Origin of the sequence: Microcella sp. (assembly GCF_040286215.1) — a bacterium.
GTDB lineage: Bacteria > Actinomycetota > Actinomycetes > Actinomycetales > Microbacteriaceae > Microcella.
Genome location: NZ_JAVKCK010000009.1, coordinates 49,164 through 69,945, shown reverse-complemented (window position 1 = coordinate 69,945; position 20,782 = coordinate 49,164). Strand labels below are relative to the sequence as shown.

Annotated in this window: 17 protein-coding genes and 1 pseudogene; 10 read left to right on the top strand and 8 right to left on the bottom strand. The window is 71.0% G+C overall.

Annotation, left to right across the window (positions count from 1 at the left end; genetic code table 11):
• Positions 1–18: 18 nt before the first annotated feature.
• Both leuS and RJQ01_RS04605 read right to left on the bottom strand, forming a co-directional pair.
• Positions 19–2,583, bottom strand: a complete 2,565-nt coding sequence (gene leuS, locus RJQ01_RS04610; protein ID WP_350475565.1) for a leucine--tRNA ligase — start codon at positions 2,581–2,583, stop codon at positions 19–21.
• 141 nt (positions 2,584–2,724) lie between these two features.
• Positions 2,725–4,110: an anthranilate synthase component I family protein gene (locus tag RJQ01_RS04605; protein WP_350475550.1), complete on the bottom strand. Its 1,386-nt coding sequence runs from the start codon at positions 4,108–4,110 to the stop codon at positions 2,725–2,727.
• Between the two features lie 12 nt (positions 4,111–4,122).
• On the opposite strand from RJQ01_RS04605, the gene RJQ01_RS04600 reads away from it, so the two are divergent.
• From RJQ01_RS04600 to RJQ01_RS04575, 6 genes are all read left to right on the top strand, one after another.
• Positions 4,123–4,920 carry an aminotransferase class IV gene (locus tag RJQ01_RS04600; protein ID WP_350475549.1) on the top strand — a complete coding sequence of 266 codons (798 nt, stop codon included), beginning with the start codon at positions 4,123–4,125 and terminating at the stop codon, positions 4,918–4,920.
• 19 nt (positions 4,921–4,939) lie between these two features.
• Positions 4,940–5,569: a DedA family protein gene (locus RJQ01_RS04595; RefSeq protein WP_350475548.1), complete on the top strand. Its 630-nt coding sequence runs from the start codon at positions 4,940–4,942 to the stop codon at positions 5,567–5,569.
• 85 nt (positions 5,570–5,654) lie between these two features.
• Positions 5,655–7,103 carry a DUF2510 domain-containing protein gene (locus RJQ01_RS04590; RefSeq protein ID WP_350475547.1) on the top strand — a complete coding sequence of 483 codons (1,449 nt, stop codon included), beginning with the start codon at positions 5,655–5,657 and terminating at the stop codon, positions 7,101–7,103.
• 254 nt (positions 7,104–7,357) lie between these two features.
• On the top strand, positions 7,358–8,245 hold the full coding sequence (locus RJQ01_RS04585; RefSeq protein WP_350475546.1) for a DUF2510 domain-containing protein: 888 nt from the start codon (positions 7,358–7,360) through the stop codon (positions 8,243–8,245).
• A gap of 36 nt (positions 8,246–8,281) precedes the next feature.
• On the top strand, positions 8,282–8,593 hold the full coding sequence (locus RJQ01_RS04580) for a tryptophan synthase subunit alpha (RefSeq protein WP_350475545.1): 312 nt from the start codon (positions 8,282–8,284) through the stop codon (positions 8,591–8,593).
• A 201-nt stretch (positions 8,594–8,794) separates the two neighbouring features.
• Entirely contained in the window at positions 8,795–9,559 is a 765-nt protein-coding gene (locus tag RJQ01_RS04575; RefSeq protein WP_350475544.1) for a DUF2510 domain-containing protein, read from the top strand.
• A 27-nt stretch (positions 9,560–9,586) separates the two neighbouring features.
• On the opposite strand, the gene RJQ01_RS04570 is transcribed toward RJQ01_RS04575, so the two are convergent.
• The gene (locus tag RJQ01_RS04570; RefSeq protein ID WP_350475543.1) at positions 9,587–12,145 is read right to left on the bottom strand and encodes a DEAD/DEAH box helicase; all 2,559 of its coding nucleotides are present in this window, start codon (positions 12,143–12,145) and stop codon (positions 9,587–9,589) included.
• A gap of 37 nt (positions 12,146–12,182) precedes the next feature.
• On the bottom strand, positions 12,183–13,025 hold the full coding sequence (locus RJQ01_RS04565) for a CPBP family intramembrane glutamic endopeptidase (protein WP_350475542.1): 843 nt from the start codon (positions 13,023–13,025) through the stop codon (positions 12,183–12,185).
• A 110-nt stretch (positions 13,026–13,135) separates the two neighbouring features.
• Here RJQ01_RS04565 and RJQ01_RS04560 point away from each other — a divergent pair, with 110 nt between their 5' ends.
• Positions 13,136–13,384, top strand: a complete 249-nt coding sequence (locus RJQ01_RS04560; protein WP_350475541.1) for a hypothetical protein — start codon at positions 13,136–13,138, stop codon at positions 13,382–13,384.
• Positions 13,381–13,596 (top strand): hypothetical protein, encoded by a 216-nt coding sequence (locus tag RJQ01_RS04555; RefSeq protein ID WP_350475540.1) that lies wholly within the window; start codon positions 13,381–13,383, stop codon positions 13,594–13,596. Before RJQ01_RS04560 ends, RJQ01_RS04555 begins: the two co-directional genes overlap by 4 nt.
• On the opposite strand, the gene RJQ01_RS04550 is transcribed toward RJQ01_RS04555, so the two are convergent.
• Positions 13,593–14,363: an esterase/lipase family protein gene (locus RJQ01_RS04550; protein WP_350475539.1), complete on the bottom strand. Its 771-nt coding sequence runs from the start codon at positions 14,361–14,363 to the stop codon at positions 13,593–13,595. The genes RJQ01_RS04555 and RJQ01_RS04550 overlap by 4 nt on opposite strands.
• A gap of 81 nt (positions 14,364–14,444) precedes the next feature.
• On the opposite strand from RJQ01_RS04550, the gene RJQ01_RS04545 reads away from it, so the two are divergent.
• Positions 14,445–15,419: a DUF2510 domain-containing protein gene (locus RJQ01_RS04545; protein ID WP_350475538.1), complete on the top strand. Its 975-nt coding sequence runs from the start codon at positions 14,445–14,447 to the stop codon at positions 15,417–15,419.
• Positions 15,420–15,502: 83 nt separating this feature from the next.
• Positions 15,503–16,504, top strand: a complete 1,002-nt coding sequence (locus RJQ01_RS04540; RefSeq protein ID WP_350475537.1) for an NUDIX hydrolase — start codon at positions 15,503–15,505, stop codon at positions 16,502–16,504.
• Here RJQ01_RS04540 and RJQ01_RS04535 read toward each other — a convergent pair.
• From RJQ01_RS04535 to RJQ01_RS04525, 3 genes and pseudogenes are all read right to left on the bottom strand, one after another.
• A complete protein-coding gene (locus tag RJQ01_RS04535; RefSeq protein WP_350475536.1) occupies positions 16,497–17,144 on the bottom strand; it encodes a vWA domain-containing protein in 648 nt (215 codons plus the stop codon). The genes RJQ01_RS04540 and RJQ01_RS04535 overlap by 8 nt on opposite strands.
• Positions 17,137–17,685 (bottom strand): annotated as a pseudogene (locus tag RJQ01_RS04530) (AAA domain-containing protein); the annotation flags it as partial. The pseudogene RJQ01_RS04530 and the gene RJQ01_RS04535, both read right to left, overlap by 8 nt.
• Before the next feature lie 33 nt (positions 17,686–17,718).
• On the bottom strand, positions 17,719–20,757 hold the full coding sequence (locus tag RJQ01_RS04525) for a TM0106 family RecB-like putative nuclease (RefSeq protein WP_350475535.1): 3,039 nt from the start codon (positions 20,755–20,757) through the stop codon (positions 17,719–17,721).
• Positions 20,758–20,782: the final 25 nt, after the last annotated feature.

Below are 20,782 nucleotides of genomic sequence, written 5' to 3'. Positions count from 1 at the left end.
GACAATGCGGGGAGAGAGCTACTTCTTGGTCGCGATGTTGACAACGCGCGGGGCGCGGGCGATCACCTGCGCGATCTCCCGGTCGCCGATGGCCCGCTGCACGGCTGCTGACGCCTGCGCGAGCTCGGCGAGCTCCTCGTTGCCGATCTTCGGGCTCACCTCGAGCCGGTCGCGCACCTTGCCGTCGACCTGCACGACCGCGGTCACCTGCTCCTCGACGAGCAGAAGGGGGTCGGCCTTGCGCCAGCCCGCGAAGGCAACGAGGGTCTGCTTGGTGCCGTCGAAGTGCCCGAGGCGCTGCCACATGTCGTCGGCGGTGTGCGGAGCGAAGAGCGACAGCCCCACGGCGACGACCTCGACCGCCTCGCGAACAGCGGGGTCGCCCGCGCCGGGGCCCGAGTCGATCGCCTTGCGGATCGCGTTGACGAGCTCCATGGTGCGCGCCACGCCCACATTGAACTTGAAGGCCTCGATCAGCCCCGGCACCTCCGACAGATACCGGTGGGTGACGCGGCGCAGCGCTTGGTCGCCCGTCTCCGGGTCGGCGCCGACGGGAGAGGTGACCTCGCCCGAGAGCCGCCACGCGCGAGCGAGGAACTTCTGCGAGCCCGTGACCGACACGTCGGCCCAGTCGATGTCGTCCTCCGGCGGGCCCGCGAAGGCCATGGTGAGGCGCACGGCGTCGACGCCGAACTGGTCGAGCTCCTCGGTGAAGTAGACGAGGTTGCCCTTCGACTTCGACATCTTCGCGCCGTCGAGAATGACCATGCCCTGGTTCAGCAGCGCGCTGAACGGCTCGGTGAAGCTCACGTAGCCAAGGTCGAACAGCACCTTCGTGATGAAGCGCGCGTAGAGCAGGTGCAAAATCGCGTGCTCGACGCCACCGATGTACTGGTCGACGGGCGCCCACTTCTCGGCCTCGGCGGGGTCGAACGCCTTCGTCGAGTCGTGCGGGTCGAGGAAGCGCAGGAAGTACCAGGAGGAGTCGACGAAGGTGTCCATCGTGTCGGTGTCGCGGCGTGCGGGCCGGCCGTCCGGCGTCGTCGTCGACACCCACTCTTCGAGGCCGCCGAGGGGCGAGGTGCCCTTCGGCTTGAGGTCCATGCCCTCCTGCCAGGGCAGTTCGAGGGGCAGGGCATCCTGCGCCATCGGCACCTCGTCGCCGTCCTCGGTGTACATGATCGGGATCGGCGTGCCCCAGTACCGCTGGCGGCTGATGAGCCAGTCGCGCAGGCGGTAGGTCTTGGATGCCCGGCCGGTGCCGCGCTCCTCGAGCAGCTCGATCGCCCGCTTGATGGCGTTCGACTTGCTGAGTCCGTCGAGGGGGCCCGAGTTGATCATGCGTCCGTCGCCGGCGAGCGCCTCCCCCGTAACGGCGGGGTCGTTCGTCGGCGGCTCCTCGGCGAGCATCTCCTCCGTGATGACGGGGATGGTGCCCGTCATGGGCGCGCTCGTGTCGACGACCATGCGGATCGGCAGGTCGTAGGTGCGCGCGAAGTCGAGGTCGCGCTGGTCGTGGGCGGGCACGGCCATGATGGCGCCGTGGCCGTAGTCGGCGAGCACGTAGTCGGCGGCCCACACGGGGATGCGCTCCCCGCTGACCGGGTTGATCGCCCAGCGATCGAGGAAGACGCCGGTCTTCTCGCGCGTGGCATCCTGTCGATCGATCTCGCTCTTCTTCTGCGCCTGCTCGAGGTACTCCTGGAAGGCTGCCCGCACTTCGGGTGTCGAACCGTTCGCGAGCTCGGCCGCGAGGTCGCTGTCGGGGGCCACGACCATGAAGGTCGCGCCGAACAGCGTGTCGGGGCGCGTCGTGAACACCGTCACCGGCTCGGGGTGGCCCTCGATGACGAAGTCGACGTCGGCGCCGATCGAGCGGCCGATCCAGTTGCGCTGCATGGAGAGCACCTTGGCCGGCCAGGAGCCTTCCAGCTGGTTGAGATCGTCGAGCAGGCGGTCGGCGTAGTCGGTGATCTTGAAATACCACTGCGTGAGCTTCTTCTTGACCACGACGGCGCCCGAGCGGTCGGAGGTGCCGTCGGGCAGCACCTGCTCGTTGGCGAGCACCGTCTGGTCGACCGGGTCCCAGTTGACCCAGCTGTCTTTGCGGTAGGCGAGGCCCTTCTTGTACATCTCGAGGAAGAGCCACTGGTTCCAGCGGTAGTACTCGGGGTCGGAGGTGTGCAGCACGCGATCCCAGTCGAAGCTCGCCGCGTAGCGCTTCATCGAGGCCTTCTGCTGCTCGATGTTCTGGTAGGTCCACTCTCGCGGGTCGGCGCCGCGCTTGATGGCCGCGTTCTCGGCGGGCAGGCCGAACGAGTCCCAGCCGATCGGGTGCAGCACGGTGAAGCCCCGTTGGCGCCAGTAGCGGGCCACGATGTCGCCGAGGGCGTACACCTCGGCGTGCCCCATGTGCAGGTCACCCGAGGGGTAGGGGAACATGTCGAGGATGTACTTGCGGGGCTTGGCGTCAGAGGCGTCGGCGGTGGAGAACGGGGCGAGCTCCTCCCACACGGGCGCCCAGTGCGCCTCGATGCGGCGGAAGTCGTAGTCGTTCTCGTCGTGCTCGGGGTGGTGGCTCACGCTGCTCACAGGTCTCTCACTCGCGGTGGGGCATGGGGGTCTGCAGGGATGGTGCTGCAGGGATGGTGCTGAGGGTTGGTGCTGCTGAGGGTGGGGGCTCGCGCGAGGGCAGGCGGCGACGGCCGCGAGCAGCGCGAACTCTCAGGGTACCGGCTGCGTCTGCACGCCGAGCGCTCGCAGCAGGGCTGCCGCTTTGAGGTGCATCTCTGCGGTCTCCGCATTCGGCTCGCTCAGCGCCGTCACGCCGCCGCCCGCGCCGACCGTCGCCGTCTCTGCCTCGAGCACGATGCTGCGGATGACCATGGCGAGGTCGGCCGAGCCGTCCGTCGCGAGGTAGCCGAAGGCACCCGAGTACACGCCGCGCGGCCCCGCCTCCCAGCCGGCGAGCAGCTCGACCGCGCGCCTCTTGGGTGCGCCGGTCATCGACCCGGCGGGTAGGCAGGCGGCGACCGCGTCGAGGGCGTCGAGCCCCTCGCGCAGGCGCCCCTGCACGGTGGAGACGAGCTGGTGCACGTGCGCGTAGCTCTCCACCTCGAGCAGACCGGTGACCGCGACGGTGCCGATCTCGCTCACGCGCGACAGGTCGTTGCGCATGAGGTCGACGATCATGAGGTTCTCGGCCTGCTCCTTGTCGCTCAAGGTGAGTTCGGCGGCGAGCGCCGCATCATGCTCGGGATCGATGTGTCGCGGCCGCGTGCCCTTGATGGGGCGCGTGCTCACGACGCTTTCGTTCACGCGCAGGAACGTCTCGGGGCTCGCGCTCAGCAGGGTGGTGCCGCCGATGCGCAGCAGGGCGCCGTGGTGGGCGGGGCTGCCGCGCCGCAGTCGGCGGTACACCTCGATCGGGTCGTGCGCCCCGACGACGCTCGCCTGCGTCGTGAGGCACAGCTGGTATGCCTCCCCCTCGCGGATCGCCTCCTGGCAACGGCTGACGAGCTCGGCGTAGTGGGCGTCGTCGTCGCGCCACACGGCGGTGGCCGACGGCGGGTCGACGACGGGGGGCGGGGATGCTGCGCTCGCGTCGCGCACGAGCTCGAGCATCCGGTGCCGCCAGTCGTCGAGCTCGCCCTCCCACTGCCCCGTGCCGCCCGGGTCGAGCGCCACGAGAGTGGCGGTGCCCGCCTCGTGGTCGATGAGCACGCCGCGGTCGACGCGCAGCCAAGCCGCCCGGTGGTGGCCCGGCACGGGCGGAACGGGCATGCCCATCGTCTCGCCCCGCAGCTCGTAGCCGAACCAGCCGACGAGGCCGAGCGGTACGGCGTCGCCCGCTCCGAGCAGGGGCAACTCGGCGAGCGCCGCGCGCAGCGCGGGCAGCACCGGCGCGCTCTCCGGCAGGGGCACGCGGTCGCCGACGGCGAGGAGGCTGCGGCCGGTGGGTGCTGCCGCGCCGCTGTCGAGCCACACGAGGCCGTCGGCCTGCGGATGGGCCGCGTCCAGGCGCAGCAGCAGCAGCTCGGGGTCGAGGCCTGCGCCGTCCTCGGGGGCTCCGAGGCGCCCGAGGGGCTCGACGAGCAGACCGTCACGCATACGCTGAATCCTATGAGTGAGGCACTGCACGTCTGGCGCGGCTCCTCGGCTGCGGGCGGCCCGTGGCAGCCGGTCGACTGGTGCGACCCGTACGCGGGTGCCGTGCTCGTGGCTGACTCCTGGCGCGTCGTCGACGGCGAGGCTCGCGGCCTGCACCATCACCGTGACCGCTTTCTGGGCAGCGTGGCGGCGCTGCTGGGCGAGGCGACGGAGCCGCAGGCGTTCTGGAGCGCGGCGCTGGCGCTCCTCCCCACGGAGGGCGACTGGTTTCCCCGCGTGGAGTTGCGCGCGCGGGCCGAGGGAGCGCAGTTGTCGCTGCGGGTGCGCCCCACACCGCCGACGACCGCGGAGGTGATCGTCGCCACCGCGCCGCACGACCCGCGCATCCAGCCCCGCGTCAAGGGCCCCGACCTGGAGTCATTGCAGCGGCTGCGCACGCTCGCGCAGCCCGCCGGCGCGCAGGAGGCCATCATTCTCAGCCCCACCGCCGAACTGGTCGAGGGTGCGTACAGCTCGCTCGTGTGGTGGCGGCGCGGGGTGCTGCATCGCGTGCACGACTCTGCACCGCGCATCCCGAGCGTCACGGAGCGCATCGTGACTGACGCGGCGGCCGCCGAGGGCGTCGAGGTGCGCGCGGTGCAGGCGCACCCGCGCGACCTCGAGGGTGCCGAACTGTGGGTGCTCAGCGCCCTGCACGGCGTGCGGCTCGCGACCGCGTGGGTACAGGGCCCCTCGCTCGCCGTCGAGGCTGGCCGCGTGGAGCGGGGCCGCGCCTGGCTGGAGGCGGCGCGTCGCCCGCTGTTCACCTGAGCGGAGTACACCGGGCGTCGTGGATGCCCTCACCGAGTGGGTCGTCGCGGCCGCCGCGTCGCCGTGGGCGCTGCCCGTCACGGCACTGCTGACCGTCGCCGACGCGTTCCTCGTGGTCGTGCCGAGCGAGACCGTGGTCGTCGCCCTGGGGTCTCTCGCCGTGTCGGAGGGGGTTCCGAATCCCTTCCTGCTCATCCTCGTCGCCGCTCTCGCCGCCGTCGTCGGCGACAGCCTCACCTTCCTGCTCGGCAGCCGCCTCGGGGCGCCGCTGCTCGCCCGCGTGCGGCAGCCGCGCGTGCGAGCGGTCTTCGCGTGGGCGGGCGAGAACCTGCACCGCCGTGCGGCGCTGGTGATCTTCGTCGCCCGCTACATTCCGTTCGGGCGCGTGGCGGTCAACCTCGTCGCGGGTGCGACGGGGTTCCCGTACCGCCGCTACCTGCCGCTGAGTCTCCTCGCCTGCTCGGCCTGGGCGGTCTACAACGTCGGCGTCGGCGCCGCGTTCGGGGCCTGGCTCGGCGACTCTCCCGTCATCGCCGTGGCCGTGTCGATCGCGGTGGCCGTGGCCGTCGGTCTGGCCATCGACGCGGTGCGCGTTCGACGTGAGGCGGCGACGCGCCCCCGGACGGGGGACACCCCGACGGGGGTATGACGAATCATCGCTCCTGAGCGCTCTCGCCCCGTACACTGGCGGGGGCCGGTGGTGCACTGCCGGCGAACGAGGGGGAACGATAAACGTGGCGGAAGACGACTACGGTCGCGTGCCGGCGGGCTGGTACCCCGACCCGCTCGGCCTGCCGCAGCTGCGCTGGTGGGACAACACCGCGTGGACGGAGCATGTCTCTGACGCGCGCCAGCCGATGGTGCCCACCCAGGCGCCGAGCGGCCCGGCAGCCCCGACGATCTACGCCGACGACGACCTTCCCCGCCGCCGCGACCTGCGCACCGCGTCCACGCCCGAGGATGCCCCGCTCGACGGGCGCGCAAGCGAGAGCTCCGCGCCCGAGAACCCGGCCGTCGAGCAGCCGACCGCGAACGTTCTGCGCCAGCTCGCCCCGCCCACGACCGAGGCCACGCCGCAACTGATCGAGCCCGACCAGCAGGCCGAACAGCCGCCGGCCCAGGACGCGAGCGCATCGCGCAGCGCCTCCTCGTCGCCCTCCGGCGGGCGGCCCGCCAATTCTGCGGCCGAAGCCTTCGCCGCGGCCGCGTTCGCCGACCTGCAGGCCGAGTCAGAGCTCAAGCCGCCGCAGGATCCTGCACGTTCCCCGTGGGTTCCGCTGCAGCGCGATGGCGCCAGCGCACCCGACTCCGCATCGGGTTCCCCGCCCCGCCCCGTCTCCGCCAGCGGCAGCGCGCCGTGGGATCTCGGCTCAGGCTCGGCACCGCAGCAGGGCAGCGCGCCGCAGTACGGCTCCGCACCGCAGTACGGCTCCGCGCCTCAGTATGGCTCCGCGCCGGGCTTCGCGTCCGCTCCCGGCGCGCCGCAGTACGCCCCCTACTCGCAGGAGTCGCCGCTCTCCGCATCCGAGACGCGCCGCACGGGCACCCACCAGACTCTGGGCGCACCGAGCGGCAACGTGCAGACCGTCGAATCCTGGGCGATCGCGCTCATGCCTATGCTGCAGCTGCTGCTGAGCCTGCTTGTCGTCGCGGCGTTCACGACCGGCCCGAGCCTCATCTTCATGGCGGTCATCTGGGTCGTGCCCTACCCGATCGTCGCCGCTCTGGCCTTCCTCGATGCCCGCACCCTGCGCCGCCGAGGCATCGACTCCCCCGCCAGTTGGCTGTGGGCGCTCGGTACCGCGCCCGTCTACCTCGCCGCGCGCGCCGTGCGGCTGAGCCGCGTCTCGGGTGCCGGGTTCGGCCCCGTGGCGGTCTGGCTTCTCGTCTCCGGCCTCGTGGGAGCATCCATTCTGGCCGTGCCCGGTCTCATCATCGCCGCGATGCCCGCCGTGTTCGCCGACCAGGCCGCGGGCACGATTCAGGCGAACGCGCGATCGATCGGCACCATGCTCCAGGTGGACTGCCCGGCATCCCCGCCGCTGTTCATCGGGCAGCAGCTGCGGTGCCCCGCCACCAACTCCTCCGGCGAGAACCTTGTGGTCACCGTGAGCCTGCAGCGCGCCAACGGGTGGATCACGTGGCAGGTCGACGATTGGGGCATCTTCACGGTCGTTCGGTAAGCGAACGGCGCGCGCGCACACGTCGCACAGGCCCGGCATACTCTAGACGCACCACCGAGAAACGGCACCACCGCACGACCCAGAACCGCACCTGGCAGCACCGAACCACCTACCAGCAGCACCGAACAACTAAAAATCGCACGACACGTCGCGTGGAACCCGAACAGCTTCGCGACAGCCCCGCAGCACCGAACGCTGCGGGTGAAGCACCGCAATCCGGCCGGGGGGCCGGGGGCACACTGGGGGACCACATCATGACGACGACAGCGATTCAGGTACCGGCAGGCTGGTACCCGGACCCGCTCGCCACGACCATCGGGGGCGAATCCACACACCGGCGCTGGTGGGACGGCGCGCAGTGGACCGAGCACGTCGAGCCGCTGCGGCCGACCGAGGTGCCGCGCAGCCCCGACGTGTCGACGGGCGCGATGCGCCGGGCACGGCGATCGGCTGGCACGAGCGACCACGTCGCCGAGCCCGGCGCGTACACGGCCACCGGCTCGGCCCCCGTCACGCTCACGCCCCACGACTCGGCGCGCGCAGCCCACCGCATGTCGCTGCACTCCACGAGCGCCGACTCCGCCTACTTCGGCTCGTCGGCGAGCGTTTCCTCTGCCGCCTTCCCCAGCCCCGCTGGAAGCCGACGGTGGCCGCGCACGCCGGTGAGCGCCGTCGACCTCGACAGCGCGCGGCCCCGGCGGCGTCGCGAACCCGACCGCGCCGTCGTCTCCGAGCCCCTCGAGCCGCGCAGGCGCGTCTACACGACGTCGGTCTGGCTCATGGCGACGATGCCGTTCACGCAGGCCCTGCTGATCTTCGCCGTCTTCACGAGCCTGCCGCCGGAAAGCTCGGCGTGGACGCGGGGGCTCACCCTCGTCTTCCCCTTCATTCTCTGCGCCGCCCTGGCGGGGCAGGATGCCCGGCTGATGGCGCTGGCCGGGCACCTGCGCACGGCCCCGTGGGTCAGCGCCCTCCTCGTGCCGCCGGTCTACCTTGCGGTGCGCAGCGCGCGCATCGGGCGCACGACGGGCGCCATCGCGTGGCCGCTGTACGTGTGGCTGCTCGCGCAGGCCACCGTCATCGGCACCTGGTGGGCGGTGGACCCCGCCGGCGTCTTGGCGGTCATCGAGCCTCTGCTCTGAGGGTGCTCACCGGCGGGGCCGTCGTAGGGTCGAGGGGTGAGCGAACGCGACCGGCCTCGAGGTGCGAGCCTCGAGGTGCTGCGCGCCGAAGCCCACGATGAGCTGCAGACGGTGATCCTCGCGCGCTGCCGGGATGGCGAGGATCCGTGGGACTTCATGACGGAGCTCCCCAGCGTGGATGAGCTTGTGGTGTGGATGCTCCGGGCCGAGTCGATCCGCTCCGACGACGACCGGCTGCCCTCCCCCGCCCGCAACTACCGCGTGCTGCGGCAGATCGCGCTCGATCACCCGGCCCTGACGACGACGGTGTGGCGCATGCTGGGCGACCTCGACCGGAGCGCCGGCTGATCGGCATCCCGCCGACGGTCGCACGCCCGCTGTACCCCATCGAGTCCCCCTTACTGGGGACTCGTATGGCGTAGGCCCGCGACCGTCCGCGTCGTAGACTTGTCCGAACCGGATTCGCGTTTACCCCCGGCGAGTGCGCCGCGCGATACCCTGCCCCCGCTGTTGTTCGACGCCACACTGTGTTCCACCCGAGGACCCGCCATGACCGAAGGCTCCGAGCTCCCCGTCGCGGGATGGTACGACGACCCTGAGATCGCCCTGCGCCTGCGCTGGTGGGATGGGTCGCGCTGGAGCCAGCACACCCGCCCGAAGCCGATCACCCAGAGTGCTCCCGCCGCCCCCGGGCTTCCGCATGCGGCATTCGGCGCCCCGGGCGAGACGGCGGTCGCCGCTCCGCAGACGGACGCCCCGTACTCCTTCTCGGCACCGTTCTCGGCCACTCCCACGTCTGCGCCGGCGACCGCTGGGGAGGGCGTCGCGGTCGAGCCCACGCGTCGCGCGAGGTTCGGCACGCGATCGACCGCGAATGCCGAACGGCCGAACTCCCCGCAGCAGTCCCTCGACTACGCCCCCGAGCGCACGACGACGATCTCGGCGTGGCTGCTCGCCGCCACGCCTCTCGTCGCCTTCCTCGCCCAGCTCGCGGTGACGGTGCTCACCGGTCTCGAGTCGACTCCGTGGTTCTGGGTGGTGGGCGCTGCGCTGCTGCCGATCCTGTGGATCATCATCTTCGTCCGCCGCGATCGCGAGCGACTGCACGAGTGGGGTCACCTCGAGCGCGCGTCGGCCTGGTGGGCGCTCCTGGGGTCGTACGGCTATCTGACGGCGCGCGGCATCGTCGTGCAGCGTCAGGCGCGGGGCGGGTGGGGGCCGCTCGTGCTCACGCTGCTGCTGACGGCGGCGCTCGTCAGTCTCGGCATCTTCACCCCCGCACTGCTGCTGGTCTTCTTGACGCCCCTGCAGTAGCGGCCGCCGCCTCAGGCGCCGCAGCTGCTACAGGCGCTTCAGCCCCTCCACGCGCACGACCGCTTCGCCGCGCTCCGCGCTCGCCGCGAGGTCGACGGTCGCGTGGATGCCCCAGTCGTGGTCGCCGGCCGGGTCGTCGATCACCTGGCGCACCCGCCAGAAGCCGGGCCCAGCATCCGGATCGTTCTCGGAGATCTGCACGAGGGATGCTGCGCGCGCGCCGCCCGCCGTGCCCACGCTCTCGTGCTCGTCGTAGTAGGCGTCGAGCGCCTCCGGCCAGCCCGCCTCCGGGTCGAGCTCGACGAGCTCGTCGTCACGCTGCAGCGCCGCCAGCTGCACGCGGCGGAACAGCTCGTTGCGCACGAGCACGGTGAACGCGCGGCGGTTCGTGGTGACGTCGGGCGGGGGCGGGGGCAGAATCGGCTCGCCTTCCCCGACGTCGGAGGGGGGCGCGGTCAGCTGCGTCCACTCGTCCTGCAGGCTCGAGTCGACCTGGCGCACGAGCTCGCGCAGCCACTCGATGATGTCGAGCACGTCGGGCGTCTTCGCGTTGTCGGGCACCGTTTGCCGGAACGCGCGGTCGGCGTCGCTGAGGTAGCGCAGCAGGAGGCCCTCGCTGCGGGCCAGCTGGTAGTGGCTGACGTACTCGGTGAAGCTCATCGCCTTCTCGAACATGTCGCGCACGACCGACTTGGGGCGCAGCTCGACGTCGCGGATCCACGGCTGGGTGGCCGCATACGTCTCGAACATGGCCTCGAGCAGCTCGGCGAGCGGGCGCGGGTGGGTGATCTCGTCGAGCGCCTCCATGCGCTCGTCGTACTCCATGCCCTGCGCCTTCATGCGGCCGATCGCCTCGCCGCGCGCCTTGTGCTCCTGCTGGCGTAGCACGGGGCGCGGGTCGTCGAGCGTCGCCTCGATGACGCTCACGACGTCGAGGGCGTAGTGCGGGGCGGCCTCGGGCTCGTCGCCCGGCTCGGCTCCCGGCGGCGGCGCCACAGCGCGCACGTCGTCCTCCGGGTCGAGCGACTCGATGACGGCGAGGGCGAACGGGCTGAGCGGCTGGTTGAGCGCGAAGTTGGGCTGCAGGTCGACGGTGAGCCTGATGCCACCGCCGGGCTCGATGACGACGACGCCCGCGCGCACGAGGGTCTTGGCGATGCCGAGCGCGCGGCGCACGAGCTCGCGCTGCCGCAGCGGCGGCTCGTGGTTCTGCGTGAGCAGCCCTCGGGCGTTGCCGAAGACGTCTCCGCCGCGCGCGATGATGTTGATGAGCATCGCGGCCGACACCTGCATGCGGCTCTCGAGCGGCTCGGGCGCCCCGCCGATGAGCCGCTCGAAGCTCGTCTCGCTCCATGTCACGAAGCCGGCGGGGGCCGACTTGCGCACGATCTTCTTTTTCTTCTTCGGGTCGCTGCCCGCCTTGGTGGTCGCGGCGTGGTTCTCGACCTCGTGGTCGGGCGCCTGCACGACGACGAGCCCGGCGGTGTCGTATCCGGCTCGACCGGCACGACCGGCGATCTGGTGGAACTCGCGCGCGGTGAGCTGCCGCATCTTCTCGCCGTCGAACTTGCTGAGCGCCGTGAGCAGCACGGTGCGGATCGGCACGTTGATGCCGACGCCGAGCGTGTCGGTGCCGCAGATGACGCGCAGCAGTCCGCGCTGCGCGAGCACTTCGACGAGTCGGCGGTACTTGGGCAGCATGCCGGCGTGGTGCACGCCGATGCCGCTGCGCACGAGGCGGCTGAGGGTGGTGCCGAACCCGGTGGTGAAGCGAAAGTCGCCGATGGCGGCGGCGATCTCGTCGCGCTGCTCGCGCGTGATGATGCGGATGCTCGACAGCGCTTGAGCGCGCTCCATCGCGGCGGCCTGACTGAAGTGCACGACGTAGATGGGCGCCTGCCCGTCGTCGAGCAGGGTCTGCACGGTCTCGTGCACGGGGGTCTTCACGTAGTCGAAGGTGAGCGGAATGGGCCGCTCGGCGTGCGTGACCTCGCTCACCGGGTGGCCGGTGCGGCGCTCCAGGTCGTCGGCGATGGGCGTGACATCGCCGAGGGTGGCGCTCATGAGTAGGAACCGCGCGTGGGTGAGCTCGAGCAGCGGCACCTGCCACGCCCACCCCCGCTCGGGGTCGGCGTAGTAGTGAAACTCGTCCATGACGACGAGCCCCGCCTCAAGCTCGGGCCCGTGCCGCAGAGCCTGATTCGCGAGAATCTCGGCTGTGCAGCACACGATGGGCGCATCCCCGTTGACGCTGCTGTCGCCGGTGACCATGCCCACGTTCTCCGCCCCGAAGATGTCGACGAGGGCGAAGAATTTCTCGCTCACGAGCGCCTTGATGGGCGCCGTGTAGTAGCTGCGCTGGCCCTGCGCGAGGGCGATCGCGTGAGCGGCGACGGCGACGAGGCTCTTGCCGCTGCCGGTCGGGGTGGCGAGGATGACGTGGGCACCGGCGACGAGCTCGAAGATCGCCTCCTCCTGCGCGGGGTACAGCGTCAGACCCTCGTCGGCAGCCCAGTTCTCGATCGCGTCGAAGGCGGCGCCGGCCTCGTAGGGGGTGGGCATGCGGTCGAGCAGCGAGAGGGTCATCGGCTCCAGTCTCCCCCACCCGCCTTGCGGGAGCGCGCTACTGCGGTGCGGGAATGAGGAAGAACGGGAAGACGCCGGGGTTGTGGGCGTGCACGATCGCGAGGAACACGACGAGGTCGAACAGCAGGTGCACGATGATGACGTAGGTGAGCGACTTGGTGCGGTGGAAGATCCAGCCCTGGAGGAGCGCGAAGGGGATCGTCATGAGCGGCCCCCACTCCTGGTAGCCGAGCTCCCACAGGAACGACACGAAGATGATGGCCTGCAGAATGTTGGCGAACAGCACCGGGAAGTGCCGCAGCAGCAGCACGTAGCAGGTGCAGATGAAGAAGAGTTCATCCCAGATGCCGACGGCGTTGACGCCGACGAAGAGCCGCGCGACCTCTGAGGTCTCGGAGACGGCAGGCCAGTTGAGGTATGCGCCCGAGCTGATGAAGTAGTACGGCAGGATCAGCCAGCCGAGGAACGGCACGGCGAACAGGTACGACTTCTCCCACGGCTGCCACTTCTGCCCGCTGCGCCACGGGAAGCGGATCACGCGGCGCCGAAACACGTACCGGTCGAGCACGAACGGCACGGCGACGGCGAGGCTCAGCACGAACCCGAGCAGGAAGAAGTTGGGCCAGGAGATGTCGGCCTTGACGCTCACGGTGCTCACGACGATGAGGCCGGCGGCGACGATGCCGAGGTCGCGCATCAGTTCGCGGTCGACCACGAACGCCACGACGAGGCCGATCACCAGCCACGGGTACCCGACGAGGCGGTTTTCGAAGCCGAAGAGCGGTATCGCGCTCGTGGCGACGATGAACGCCGGTGCGAGCTTCCAGCTCCACAGCGGCTTCGGGGCGGCGATTGCGGGGCTGGTGGCGGCGACGGGCATAGAAGCATCCTCTCAGGTGCCCGACGCGGTGGGGTGCGTTCGTCACCTCCCCCTTTCTGCGCGTTGTCAACCCCGTTGTGCGGATGCTCGCACCTCGCTTCACTGGGCCCATGACGTCACACAGCTCCCACCAGACCAGTCACGACGACATGAGGAACGACATGACCTCGGACGAGTACCAGCAAGCCGACCTCAGCGGTGTCGAGGGCACCGACCCCGATCTGACCGTGCCGGGCGCGAGCGACGTCGCAGAGTCGAATGCGCCGGGCGCTGACGACCGCTACGTCGAAGGCGAGCTCGGCGCGGGCGCGATCGGCGCCGAGATCGACGAGGACGAGACGGAAGGAGACGAAGCATGAGTGACGCACGCAGCACAAACGCCGACGACGGAGAGTTCAACCCGCTGATTCCGGAGGGCCCTCCTCCCGGCGAGAAAGAGGACGAGACGGGGCCGGGCGCTGCGCGGGTGAGCGTGCCGGGTGTGGATGCGCCCGCGGAGCCCGCCGAGGAGGAGTCGGAGGAGGAGCACCCCGACGTCGATCGCCGACAGCCCGACACGACCTCTCACTAGGGCAGCCGGCGCTCGATCTCGTCGATGACGTCGGGCAGCCCGAGCACGCGGAAGTGCCCGACCCGGTCGAGGACGACGTTCTCGGCGCCGTCGAGGTGCGCGATCGCGCGCGGCACATACTGGTCGACGGCGCTGACGAGCGACGTGATGCGGTCGTTGACGTCGGTGCGGGCATCCAGGGTTCGGATGATCGCCGACTCAGGTCGGAACTCGCGCCAGGGCCCGAGGCCCCACCGCGCGACGGGCGTGCCGGCGAAGGGCGTGTTGACGGTCACGAGGCGCGTCAGGCGGCGCTGGTCGGGGGCGGATTGTGCATCGGCGATGAGCATGGCTTTGCCGATGAGCCCGCCCTTGCTGTGGCAGACGAGGGCGACGTCGCGCAGGTCGCGCTCGCGCACGTAGTCGGTGAGGAGGTGCGCGGCGTGCTCGATGGGGTGCCGGTTGAGGCCGAGCTCGGCGACGCGATGCACGGGATGCCCGCGCGCGGCGAGACGCTCACCGAGGGTGCGCAGGTAGTGCCACGACTCGAAGACGCCGGGGATGAGCAGCACGGGCAGCCGCGCGGCGTCGCGAGAGGGGTCGTTCGGCGGGGGCGGGAGCATCCCGTACCGCAGCGGCCCCAGTCGCGATCGCGCGACGTAGGCGAGGTCGGCGGCGAGCCCGGCGGCGCTACGTGCGGGGCCGGGGCGGCGGGGCCGCCGCGCGGCGGGCGTGGCTGCGCTGTCGGGCTCGGCTGCGCTGTCGGGCGTGTGGGTGTTGTCGCTCATGGCGGCTCGACCCTAGCGAGGTCGGCTGGGGGCGCGTACGCTGGCCGCACTGCCTGAGCTTTCCCCAGTGAGAGGACTGCGATGACCGACGCGCCGCTGCCGGAGGGCTGGTACCGCGATCCGTCGTTGCCGGCGACGCGGCGCTGGTGGGACGGCACGGCGTGGACGGATCATGTGCGCCCTGATGAGGATGCTGGGCTGGGGCTCGGCAGCCTGCGACGGTCGGCGGCCTCCGCCGCGTCGGTCGCCTCCCCCGCGTCGCCGGCGGTGTCGGAGGCGATGACGTTCGCGGTGCCGTCAGAGCTGGAGGGCACCAAGCCTGTGTCGTCGGTGGGGTCTGCTGCGGCGGGCGATGCGTTCGGGGGCGGCTCGTGGCGCGCCGAGACGCCGCCGTGGGCGGAGTCGAGTGCGGCCGCGCCTTCGGGGGCTCAGTCGAGTGCGGCGGTGCCGGCGGGTGCTGGGTCGAGTGTCGCGGTGGCTGGATCAAATGTGGCGGTGCCGTCGGGCCCCGGGTCTTTCGCCGCGCCGACGTCGGTGGCGGAGCTCGAGTCGGTGGACTACGCGCCCATGGAGCGCTCGTGGGGCGCGTCGGCGGTGGCGGCGCCGGTGCGGCGCACGCCTCTCGCGGCGGGCACGGCGGGTGCGTGGCTGCTTGCCCTCTCCCCTCTGCTGAACCTGCTGCTGGCCGCGGGCGTGGGCGCTCTCGTGCTGGTCGATCCGGTGTCGCCGGTGTCGGTGATCGTGGCGTGGATCGCGACGGCGCTCGTGCTCGTGTGGCTCGTGCTCGCGGTGATTGCGGATTTCCGTCGTCTGGGAGCTTTGGGCTATGCGTCGCGCCCGTCGGTGTTCTGGATCGTTCTGGGCCCGCTGCCGTATCTGATCTCGCGCACGGTGCATGTGCGGCGGGGGTCGGGGCGCGGGTCGGGGCCGCTGTGGGTGTTTCTGGTGGTGTCGGTTCTCGCGGGGGCGGCCGGGGTGGGCTTCCTGCTGTGGATGGGCGCGGGTACCCTGACGGTGCCTGGGGTTCTGGGCGCGGTCGGGCTGCAGGGTTGGTGACCGTCACGCTGCGGCGACGGTGATCGGGCGGCTGCTTCGCGCGCGTTCTCAGCTCATTAGCGCGAACGTGCGAGAATAGGGGCATGGATGCTCCGCTCGACTCCCCCGCCGTCTCTCTCTCTGACTACCCGAGGCCTTCGGTCGCCGTCGACACAGCGGTCTTCACGGTGGAGGGCGATGAACTGTGCGTCGCACTCGTCGATGGGCCGCACGGCCGCCGTCGGCTTCCTGGCACGTTCCTGCACGAGGGCGAGACGCTGGTGGACGCGGTGCGTCGGTCCTTGCAGGAGAAGGCCGGCATCGTGGGTGGTGCGCCGCAGCAGCTGAGGGTGTTCGACGAGCCTGACCGCGATGAGCGCGGCTGGGTTCTGTCGGTGGCGCACGCACTGGCCCTGCCAGCGGGTTCGGTTCCGTCGAGCCGGATCGCGCCGATCGACCGCGCCGACCCGCTCGATTTCGATCACGGCCGCATCCTGGCTGTGGCGGTGGAGCGCATTCGCGGTGACTACGCGACCCAGCCCGACCCGTGGGGTCTGCTGAGCGGATCGTTCACGCTGCGAGATCTGCTGCGGTTGCACAGCGCGGTCGACCCGTCGACGCCCCAGCGCGACACGTTCCGCCGCATGATGGAACCGCAGTTGGTCGCGACGGGCGAGATCACGTCGGGCGCGGTCGGCAAGCCGTCTCGACTGTTCCGTCGCCCTTCTGACGCCGAGGTGCGGGAGCGTCGTGCCGAGAAGATTCAGTTGGTGTGGAGCGGCTCTCGCCGCACGTCGCGGTCACGGCGTGACGATGTGCCGACCGACCGGATGGTGACGCAGTCGAGTCGCGTGCGAGACCCGGAGGCGTGGATTCCACGGGACGCCCTGGCTGCGGGCGTGCAGCACGCGATCGAGCTGGATCGTGGCCCTGCTGGTGTCGTGGCGCGGGCGTTCGCTGATGAGCGTTCGGCGCTGTGGGCCTTCCGCGGGTTGGTGACGACGTTCGAACGGGCGGAGAACCGTGCGGGCCCGGACGAGCTGTTGCGCACGATTCGCCTGATGGGGCCGGGGGGCGTGGAGATGTCGCGTCAGGATTTCAGCTGACGCGGTCAGAGTCGTCACCGCCGAGAACGCGGTCTCGCTCCTCGGCGGCGAACGCGCGACGTGCGCCTCCGCGCACGTCGCTCAGGTAGCGGTTAAGCACGTCGCTGCTGGCCCCGACCGACTGGCGGTCGGTCGTGTAGGTGATGGAGCTGCCGGCATCGAAACCGAGGTCGACGCCGACCGTGATGGCGTCCTGGTTGGCGCCGAGGTAGACGAAGTCCCACTTCCATTCGGCGGTGAGGTCGGCGATGAGACGCTTGACCTGGTCGCGCGTGTAGCGCGTGCTGGCATTCTCGTGCCCGTCGGTGACGACGACCACCTGCACGGTCGACGGGCGCGCGTGCGGCGGCAGGACCTCGAGCGCCGAGCGGAAGCCGTCGAGCGACTCGCCCAGGGCATCCAGGAGGGCGGTCGTGCCGCGCGGTTCGAGGCGCACCTGCACGGTCGCGGGGTCGGCGAACACGGCCTGGTGCTCGATCTCGTCGTCGAAGGTGACGATGTCGACCGTGAGCGTGCCCGGCAGGTCGGCTTGCGCGGCGAGGAGGCTCTGCAGCCCCCCGATCATGTCGTCGCGAATGGCTGCCATCGAGCCGCTGCGGTCGATGATGAGCAGCAGGGCGGTGTAGTCGAGGTCAGGCATGGTGGGGCTCCTGTTCGGTGAGGCGGATGAAGGCGCTCAGCTCGGCCACGCCCTGGGGCGAGTGCGGCAGCGAGTCGAGCAGTCCGGGCGAGTGCACGAGGTACGCGGCCCACTGGGCGCGCGAGATGGCGACGTTGAGCCGGTTGCGATTGAGCAGAAACTCCATGCCGCGTGGGGCCTCCCGCGAACTCGACGCCGCGAGCGACACAATGGCCACGGCGGCCTCCTGGCCCTGGAACTTGTCGACGGTGCCGACGCGGGTGCCTCGAAGCCCGGCGGCGTCGAGCCGTTCGCGAATCGTCTGCTGCTGCGCGTTGTAGGGCGTGACGACGATGACGTCGTCGTCGGCGAGCGGCCGCGGTGCAGCATCCGGCCCCGGGTTCCAGGCCGAGCCGATCAGGCGAGGGATGATCGCGACCACCTCGTCTGCCTCTTCCGTCGACTCGGTCGCGTTGCCGTGGTGCTGGACCGCCACGGGGTGCAGCCCGGGCGCGACGCCCTCGAGACCGCGCAGAGAGCTGCTCGGGTGCGCGTGCAGCTTGCCTTCGTAGCTGAGCCGCGAAACGGGCTCGGCCTACGCGGGGTGCAGTCGACGGCTCTCGGCCAGGAAGTAGCCGAGCTCGACCGGCAGCACGTCGTGCCCGGCGCTGAGGTAGCCGAGCGCGCTGCCGTCGATCGGCTCGGGGTGCGTGCCCTGGCTCACCTGGGGCAGCTGCTGCGGGTCGCCGAGCAGCAAGAGGTTCTTGGCCGCCATGCTCGCGGCGATCGTGGCGGCGAGCGAGAACTGCCCGGCCTCGTCGATGACGAGCAGGTCGAGGGAGCGGCGGCCGACGCGCTTGGGGCTGGCGAAGTCCCAGGCGGTGCCGCCGATGACGTAGCCGCCGTTTCCGCTGGCAGCCCGCCCGGCGGCGAAGGCGGCGACGTCGTCGGCCTTGCCGAGCACGGTGTACCGAGCGGTGGCGTAGTCCGCCGGGTCGGCGCTCGACTTGGGAGCCTTGCCGACGAGGCGCGAGTCGAGTCCGGCCTCGACGATGCCCTCGAGCACGTGCTCGACCGTGGTGTGGCTCTGCGCGACGACCCCGACCTTCCAGCCGTGCTTGCTGACGAGTCGGGCGATGACGTGCGAGCCGAGGTAGGTCTTGCCCGTTCCGGGAGGACCCTGCACGGCGAGGTAACTACGGTCGAGGTCGAGCAAACTCGCGACGACGGCGCTGACCCGGTCGGGTTCACCGTGCGAGTCGTCGGCGACCTGCGCGAGCGTCGCCCCGCTTCGGGTGCGAGGCGGCACGCGCCGCAGCAGGTCACCGACGGGCTCGGCGGGCCACTCGGGCGGGCTCGACGTCGCAGCCGCGTCGACGAGCCGCGCGCCCCACTCTTCGATGGCGGGCTTCTGTTGACCGGGATTGGGCGGGCTCGCGGGGGTCAGCGCGATCGGAAGTTCGGTGTACTCGTCGACGCCGTCGGCGAGGGTCTCGGTGACGACCACCCACCCTTCGCCGATCTTCTCGAGGGCCACAGCACGCGTCGACCGTGCGAGGCGGTCATGGTTGTTCGAGGGCATCGGCCCGGGCTGGTTGTAGACGGCGAACGGGCCGCTGCGCGGGCTCACCGTCGGGCGCGAGCCGGCAGCCCAGGTGCCGTAGAGGGTGAGCGTGCGACGCAACGACCGCTGTTTGCCCGACTTGCCCCACGAGGACTGCTGGTGGGGAGCATCCGGATCGACCATGAACACATCACGCACGTCGGCCCAGTCTCGGGGGTCAGCGACGAGGCGGTCAAAGTGCTCCCACCAAAAGGTCTTGTGCTCGCGGCGGTGGTAGTCGATGGCTGCGGCGGCGTAGGCATACGCGCGTTGCTCGGGCGTGCGGTCGGGCTCGGTCGACGGCATGCCGTCGGCGTTCGCCGCCAGCTCGAGTAGCGCGGTGCGCAGTGGCGAGTCATCGAGCCGGGGCCCTGGGTCGTCCTCCGCTTCATCGTCGGCCGCGTCGTCGTCGCCGAGCGTCGGCGCGGGTGCCGGATGCTCCGCCGCAAGCCCCCGCAGCCACGCAGCAAGCCGCAGGGTGCTGACGCAGTCGACGCGGTTGTACTCGGCGATCGTGGCGAGCAGCCCGTCGGCCTCGGCAGACCTGCCGTTCTCACTGGCCGAGCGGGCGTCGACATACATCGCCACCGAGTCGTCGCCGCGGGCGAGGTCAGCGCCAGCGCGCGCCTCGGGCCAGTAGATCTTCTCGAGCGACTTGATCGAGTAGTTCGGGGTGCCGAGGCGCAGGGCGCGGGTCACGACGGGGTAGAGATCAACGAGCACGCCGCCGCGCAACCACTCGTCGACGATGTCTTCTCCCACCCCGTGCCGGGCGGTCAGCGACCGCAGGTGAGTGCGCTCGTAGGCGGCGTAGTGGTAGACGTACAGGTCAGGATGCGCGCGCCGACGGGTCTCGACGTCGGCGAGGAAGGCGATGAGAGCATCCCGTTCGTCGGCGAAACTGTGCGCCCAATACGGCGTGAACTCGGCATGGACGTCGACCATGCCGAACAGATAGTCGAGGCCCCAGACGGTCGGGTCATGCTCGGTGTAGAGCGGGTCGCCCTCGAAGTCGAAAAACAGGTCACCCGGGCTCGCCGGCGGCAGGGCGTGCAGCGGGGCCGCATCGCGCACCCTCACGGGCGGCAGGGTGCCGGCGGTCGCGCCCGCGGCCTCGTGCTGCAGCGCCGCCTGCAGGCGCAACGTGTCGAGCGTACTCGCGGCGATGCCGTTGACCGTGCTTGTGCTGGTAGCCAGCTGCGCGAGCGTTTCGATGCCGGCGGCGCCGAGCTTGGACCACTGCGCGCCGGTCAGGCCGGCGACCTGGCTCACGTCGTCGTGCGCCGCGATCTCTGACTCGCACCACGCGCACGAGCGGCAGTAGGTGACGCTCGGGTCGCGCCACGCGATGGGGCCTTCGGCCGCGGCACGGTCCCGCAGCAGGCGGTGCAGGCGGGAGCGGCGGGCACGGAGCACGGGCGCGATGTCATCGAGGCGGTGGATGCTGTGCTCACCGGTGCCCAGAATGAGAGCGACCTCGGGGTCGACCGCGACGCCGAGCCGCTCAAGCTGCTCTGCATACGCGGCGAGCTGCAGCAGGGCGGTGACCTTGGCGCGGCGCGCCAGTTTGCTGTCGAGCACGCGATAGGCGCCCTCCGGTGTGCGCACGAGAAAGTCGGCGAAGCCGACGAACGCGATCGGCAGCTCGCCCGCCTCGCCGAAGCTGTGCTCACGATCGACGAAGGTGGCCTGCACGATGACCGGCGCGCCGCGCTGGAGGGCGTCGAGCGTCTGCGCAGCGAAGGGCTCGATCGCGTCGAGGCCTGCCTTCGCGGCGCGATCGATCTCGAGCACATCGTCGGGGTGGGCGGCCTTCGCCCGATAGTCGGCGATGATGGCGGCCTCGTGCGCGTCGCCCATCGTCGCGGTGCGCGCGAGCATCGCATCCGGCTCGTCCGCAATCGGTTCGAGCCGCCCCAGCTTGGCCTCGAGATCGCGCGCAACCCGAAACTCGCACTCGGCGGCGCGCGTCAGATCGCTCGCCGAGGTCACGAGCAGTCGCTCGCCGTTCTCGTTCGTGGTCAGGTACACAGGGGTTCTCCTCCGGCCAGGGGTC